Genomic DNA, 6,481 nt, shown 5'->3' on the forward strand with positions numbered 1-6,481 from the left:
GGCGTTTTTGTACGCTTTGGTTTTGACGCTATAAGAATCTCGCAAATTCAACGACAAGTCAAGAACAAAGCAACAAAGAACGCCTCATGAGGTGTATTATATACAGTCCTCATTGGCTTCGAACGATTTTGCCGTTCGTTGTCATGAGTGCATTCTATATTCTTACACTCGCGTGGGGCTTTCGGCGTTGCTCGTTTCGACTTGTCGGGCAATGCGAGAGCCTTTATAGCGTGGAACGAGTGACAAGACTGGCTCCACGCTTTTTATGTATACATAAGCGAATATAAACATAGCCATATGTACTTAATAAACATATACAACAACCCTCAAAAAATGGAAATATGAAAAAGAAAATTATGTTAGCTTTCATAGCTATTGCAGTAAGTTTGAATGTTAGTGCACAAATTCAGTTTTCAGAATTTAAATTTTTCGTGGCTAACATATATGATTTTAGCCAACTTCAACTTGAGGTGAAGTTCAAGGTTACAAGTGAGAGAAACTTGAAATATGTTAATGTACATTTCTGTCCTGTCAATCAAGTCGGAGATGCAATTTGCGATGACATTGTTGGTGGCGTAAATGCCAATACAAAGTTTTCAAAATATCAACTAATTCAAGCAACCGGCCCATTTGAGACAAAAAAATCATACAAAAGACATTTTGGTATTTATCATATATCTGGTAAGAAACCGACACCTTTTCCACATATGGTTACCATAGACTACATGGGTGGTGGCAGTGACACAATTCGCATAACAAGAGACAATATAAAAACATATTTTCCTAAGACAAAATGGATAGATGTAGACTATAAGAGTGGGTTTCAGCCTGATAATTAAGCAATAATAACTATATTAATAAAAATATAAAAGTATGGGATTTTTCAAGAAATTATTTGGAGATTCAACAGCTCAATCATCCAACGACATCAACAGCAACTATAAGGAAGACCATGAGCTGCAAGTCACTAATTCTATGTCTCAATCTGCTCATAACAATAACATGACAAGTTGGGAAAACTTCTTTGGCATAGACTTAAAATCATCGCCTAATGAGCTATGGATAGAAGGAGAATGCGAGTATAATGAAAAGAATATAATCAGAATTTTCACAAACAACCATATCCACAACGTTTACTTCTCTTCAGTAAAAGCAAAAGTGATTGGAAACTCCGCTACCAATTTCTTCTTCAAGTGTCCATATACATGGGACGATGCCTTTGACATTTACTATTTGATAGAACGAGATTTAGTTCATAACGGCAATTATACAAATACTGCTGCTGCAACAAAGTTCCGTGGAAAATTTGATAGCTACTATGATAGTTTTAGTTGGGATATTGATGGTTGCAGCATAATCATGTCTCGTGATATAGATACGGGCGACATTGAACTTGGCGTGTGGACATTGTTCTATAATCAAGAATACCTTAATAAGGCAAAAGATAGTTGCAAGGACAACAAGCTAGAAGATGAAGATGCATTACCCAAGAAAGAATTTAATGTCCATTTATTTGGAGCCTTAGATACTTTGCACTTCGTTCACGATCATTTAGGCAAGCAATTAGCAGGAACAGCATCTTGTTATGTTGCTCGTGCAGAAGGGGCTACGATTCATCTTCTTGATGAGAATAATCTTGAAGAGGTTTATTCTTTCAAAAGCAAAGAAATTGCTGATTATCTTGGCCACAGATTGGGTGCAGCAGGATTCTTAAAATTCAATTGTGACGATGTTACTGATATACAAGCTGAACTCTTTATTATTCCTGCCGAAGATACCAAAGAGACATCTGATGATGGAGCAACAAACGCTTTAGTCCATTACGAAATGAGCTATCTTGTTGATCCAGTAGAATTTGACTATCGCAGAAAGACTATTATGGATGGCAAAATGAATCTCAACATCGTTGGTATTCAATACCGTGACAATTATGAGGAGCTTAAGTCTTCTATAAAAGAGGGAGTAACTGTCATCCTAAAACCAGAGCCAACAAATGAATACGACCCAAACGCTTTGGCTTTCTACCTTGAAGGAAACATCATTGGCTATCTCCCTAAAAAAGATCAACCTTTCGCCCATATCTTTATGGCAAAAGGACAGATTGAGGCCTCAATCTGTCGTATTGACGAAAATTGGATAGACACAGAGGTTGATATTAAGAAAGATATGATAGACGTTAATGCCTTCAAAAATAATGAAGTCAATTTAACTAAAATAAAATCGTTTAAAGGTGGCAATAGTAGTAGCCAATCTATTGAGCTTTGTGAATTTATAGAAACTCTTTAACTGTGTATAATTATGGCAAGTTTTTCTTTCGTTGCATTAGACATAGAAACAGCAACAGGCAAACGCAGTTCCATATGTGAGATAGGAATTGCTGTGGTTAAGGATTCTGAAATAAAAGAATCTAAAAGTTGGCTTATTAAGCCAGATGGTAACGTGTATTGGAACAGAAATATAGGCATTCATGGCATCACTCCTTCAGATACTCAAGACAAACCAACTCTTGCAGAAGTATGGAAAGAGATTCAACCTTACATTGAGAATCAAACTATCGTAGCACATAATACGGCCTTCGATATGTTTGCAATAGCAGAGGCTTTGACTAAAAATAATATTCCATTGCCCAACCTCAATTACTTCTGTAGCTTAAGAGTTGCACAAAAAGCATTCTCTCTCTTAAAATATTCCTTGGAGCCTCTATGCAAATCTTTAGGTATTCCATTTGAGCAGATTCATCGTGCAGAGTCAGATGCTGATGCCTGTGCAAAAGTTATGTTGAAATGTTTGGATAAACTTCAGGTCGATTCTTTTGAAGGACTTGAACACAAAATCAATATAAGGCACGGCTTTTATAATGGAGGTTTGCATAATGGACAGAAAAGCATAGCAACAAATATTGGAAAAACAAAAAAATACTCCAATACTGCCAATCCCGACAATTTTGACGAGGACAACTATTTCTATGGTAAAGAAGTGTTGTTTACTGGCGAGATGAAGTATGGCAATAGAGAAAAAATGAGAGCCTTGATTGACAATATTGGTGGTCATTCTATTGATAGTTTCAAGAAATCTGTAGATATTCTTGTTGAGGGAGTCCAAAAAGCGAGCAATCTTACAACTGATGGGAAAAGCAGCAAACAAATAAAATGTGAGGAGTTACTTGCTAATGGAGGTTCTGTCGAGATACTATCAGAAGACGAGTTCTATGAGCGTTTTGGTATTTGGGACGAACAATAAAAAATATGTGGAAAAAGATTATTACTTATACTGTCGCTGCCCTAGCGGTTATAGGAGTTGGCGTTGTTCTTTTCTCTCTAATAGGAGTTGCAGTTTTCCTTCTGCCATTGTTGGCTGGAGCGTTCAAAAAATAGAATAATATTTGTTAAGCAAGAGGACATGGCATCTCCTCCCTGTAGTTAGCCGCCGAGTTGATATATAGAAATCTATTCTAGTACAGTCTTTGCGGTGCCGTAAACAAATACTCACGAAATCTGTTGCACAAGTCCACGTTTATCTCCCCAAAGGTACCCTTGTCTTGTGTAAAGATGCGAAGTGCTTAAAGACGTGCTGCACTTGGAGTTCTTCTTGTCTGTCAATTTCTTAAAATAGGCAAGGATAATCCCCCTTCATCTATTTTTTCGTGAAGTGCGGTAATCTTTCCATTGGAGTATTTTGAGAGTGAACATATATATACAAAAACACCCCGCACATTTGAGCATCGTTGAGAGGCTTGGTGGGGGACTGACGGTGCAAAAATACGAATAGTCTTTGATTATACAAACTTTTTAGAAAGAAAATAGAAAAAGCAAAGTGGATTTCTTTGCTTTTTCTATTTTAAATCAAATATCTTCTATCTCACCAGATATTTCGCAACCAAATCTCTGAGCATCGTCTCCGGAAGATTCGACAATCCCGTCTCTTGAATCGTAGCATATTCGGGCTTGTTCTTTCCGATAATAAACTTACAGTCTCGCCCATCTATGCTTGCATACAAATGGAAGTTGCCTTTGTAAGCCTGCTCTATGCGAACATCAGTACAACTTTTGCCATCTATCTCAAAAGAAGCAGAACTATTGTCTTTATCCTCCAACCCCCATGAAACGAGATGAGCATTTATCGCTGACTCTATGGAACTGATCCACCTGTCCTGAACGGCATACCGCTTGGCTATGTCACGGAATTGCCGCAGAGAATCAGCTACTTCCCTGATGATTGCATCAGCACGCCGAATGCCATTGTCCTTGGCAAACAGAATGGCATCATCGTAAGAAATATGATGCAGCTTAGACCTTACATACATACAATGACCCGTATTGGGTAAATAGCCTCCTGTATCTATAATATAAGTGAGATCATAGGCTGGCGACAAACGCCAAAGACCCGCCTCGTCCATCACAAAAGAGAAATTCTTTGTATGGTCATCCGTATTGTTGGAAAGTACATTGAACACAAGTCTTCGAAATACTTCCTGGCAATCAGTCTCCGGCAAATGTAATTTTCTGCAGACTGCCACAAGTCCTTCATAGCTATCGGTTTCCGGAGAAATCGCAGCAAGGGTCTGTGTATGCAACTTCCTCTCACCATCACGATCGAAACGCTTCGTTATAAAATTCCTGTTTCCATCAATCTCATATAGTCTGGATGGCATCATATCTATTCCCGACTTGATGGCCATCTCGTAATAGGTCATCTCTATCTCGGCAAAACTATATTTCGTATCGCCAAATTTCAATATATAGTAATCATAATCCTGCAGCCCAGCCACTTGACCGCTTCGTATCTCCCTCGTAGCTTTATTGATGGCAATGATAGCCTTAGGTTGGCGTCCACCAGCCGATGTTCCCACCGTAAGCAAGGACTGCATAGTGATAGATTCCTCTGGCATGATATGGGCATTTTCACGCTCGATGAATATGCGCTCTGCCAAATCGGCCAACGACTTGACATCTATCATTTCAGCCTTATCCGTCTTAGCCACCTCTGGTAAGAATTCCAATGCCCCCATGCCTCGTTTACCGATAAAAGAAAGTTTATCCAACGGAGTTATATCAGCATTTGGAATATGATTTTGAATTCGCCAAAGCTCGAAAAGCTGATTACCCCAGGCATCCGGCAACGAATCTGCCAAAAATGCAGGAAGTTTTTGGTACATTTTGGCATCCTCTCCCCACACGGGTGTCATTGCACGAATACCACGCACAGGGGCTTGAAGAGGAGAAACATCAATTCCCTTCTTCAAAAACTCTGGATTATATGTAAAGTACGATAGTCTACGGTGTTCATCCCATGCCAAGCGACCGATTTCCTCGTCCCAAAGTATTACTCTTAACGTATTTACCATAACCAGTTATTATTTAGTATGACGTATTCTCTGTGCCTTCTTCTCATCCTTTCTCATCAAATAAGGTGAAGGGGGTAGTTCGGGAAGCACATCATTTATGGCATCAATCTGCCCCACCACCTTCAGCAAGAGAAGAAAAGTGGCAAGCGAAAGATTACCCGCTGTTCCATTCTCAAACTTGTGGATGGTGGTCAAACCAAGCCCCGTAAGCTTGGCTACCTCTTTCTGGGTGAGATTGCATCTCATTCTATATTCCTTGAATCTCACTCCCAGCAAGCGTACCAACTCTGGAGTAGAATATTCATATAAATCTGCCATATTCTTTCATTTATTTATCTATCATTATAATGATATTTATCCATTATATCAGCCTTTATCTTCAATATACTGATATTTACGGATACAAATATAACAAAAAGAAATGAGACTGACAAACTTTCAAGAGTTTTTTTCTAACTTTCTGTATTTTTCATGAAAATGATGTGAGGAGCCGCTTACAAATGACGCAGATTCATCCATTCCTTTATTCACGCACACAAACATTTTTTCTTAAAAAAGTCTCAAAGTATCATTGTTCGCTTGTATATTGCTGATGCGTAATGGTTTACAAAATGTTACTTTTAAATATGTTTACAAAGAAGTATCATAGAAGTATCATGATTTCCATAGAAGTATCATCAAATCACCATAAAGCATTGTACAAAAACACAAAAATGTAGTCAACTAAATATAGAAAACTACAATCGCTTGCTCAAATAAATTGCCCAAAAATCACCCCATAAAATGGGCACTCGATGCCCACCGTACGGGCATCGAGTGCCCATCACTTGGTCTGTCGATGCCCATCACATGGTCCCTGAGTGCCCGTGTGACGGGCACTCAGGGACCAGCCAATGTGCTTATTCCTAACTGCAGTTGTCTGCATCTTATTCCTGGTTAATATTGACATACTTTATAAACTAAAAAGATAGACACTATCAATTATATAAACCGGAAATACTAGACATTATCAATTCTATAAAACAGAAATACTAGGCATTTCTTAGTTTTTACTCCTGTTTTTCTAGACATAAATCCTCCCAAAAAGGCTTTCTTGTAAGCGACTTACCTGAATTTTATGATACTTCTATGGAATTC

The 6,481-nt window shown here is 38.4% G+C and carries 6 protein-coding genes; 4 read left to right on the forward strand and 2 right to left on the reverse strand.

Features of this window, described 5'->3' with window-relative positions:
• The first annotated feature begins 341 nt into the window (after positions 1–341).
• The 3 genes from CFT61_RS15235 to CFT61_RS15245 are packed head-to-tail and all read left to right on the forward strand — an operon-like array spanning position 342 to position 3,240.
• Positions 342–839, forward strand: a complete 498-nt coding sequence (locus CFT61_RS15235) for a hypothetical protein (RefSeq protein WP_089545254.1) — start codon at positions 342–344, stop codon at positions 837–839.
• Positions 840–873: 34 nt separating this feature from the next.
• Complete coding sequence (locus CFT61_RS15240) at positions 874–2,286, forward strand: HIRAN domain-containing protein (protein ID WP_089545255.1); 1,413 nt, start codon at positions 874–876, stop codon at positions 2,284–2,286.
• Between the two features lie 12 nt (positions 2,287–2,298).
• Positions 2,299–3,240, forward strand: coding sequence for an exonuclease domain-containing protein (locus CFT61_RS15245; RefSeq protein WP_089545256.1), 942 nt, complete (start codon positions 2,299–2,301; stop codon positions 3,238–3,240).
• Between the two features lie 613 nt (positions 3,241–3,853).
• On the opposite strand, the gene CFT61_RS15255 is transcribed toward CFT61_RS15245, so the two are convergent.
• Positions 3,854–5,344 carry a type II toxin-antitoxin system HipA family toxin gene (locus CFT61_RS15255; protein WP_089545257.1) on the reverse strand — a complete coding sequence of 497 codons (1,491 nt, stop codon included), beginning with the start codon at positions 5,342–5,344 and terminating at the stop codon, positions 3,854–3,856.
• A 9-nt stretch (positions 5,345–5,353) separates the two neighbouring features.
• Positions 5,354–5,662 (reverse strand): helix-turn-helix domain-containing protein, encoded by a 309-nt coding sequence (locus CFT61_RS15260; protein ID WP_089545258.1) that lies wholly within the window; start codon positions 5,660–5,662, stop codon positions 5,354–5,356.
• Positions 5,663–6,104: 442 nt separating this feature from the next.
• Between CFT61_RS15260 and CFT61_RS16695 the strand changes: the two genes are divergently transcribed.
• Positions 6,105–6,284, forward strand: coding sequence for a hypothetical protein (locus CFT61_RS16695; RefSeq protein ID WP_142990658.1), 180 nt, complete (start codon positions 6,105–6,107; stop codon positions 6,282–6,284).
• The last annotated feature ends 197 nt before the right edge of the window (positions 6,285–6,481 follow it).

The organism is Segatella copri (assembly GCF_002224675.1).
Classification (GTDB): Bacteria; Bacteroidota; Bacteroidia; order Bacteroidales; family Bacteroidaceae; genus Prevotella; species Prevotella copri_U.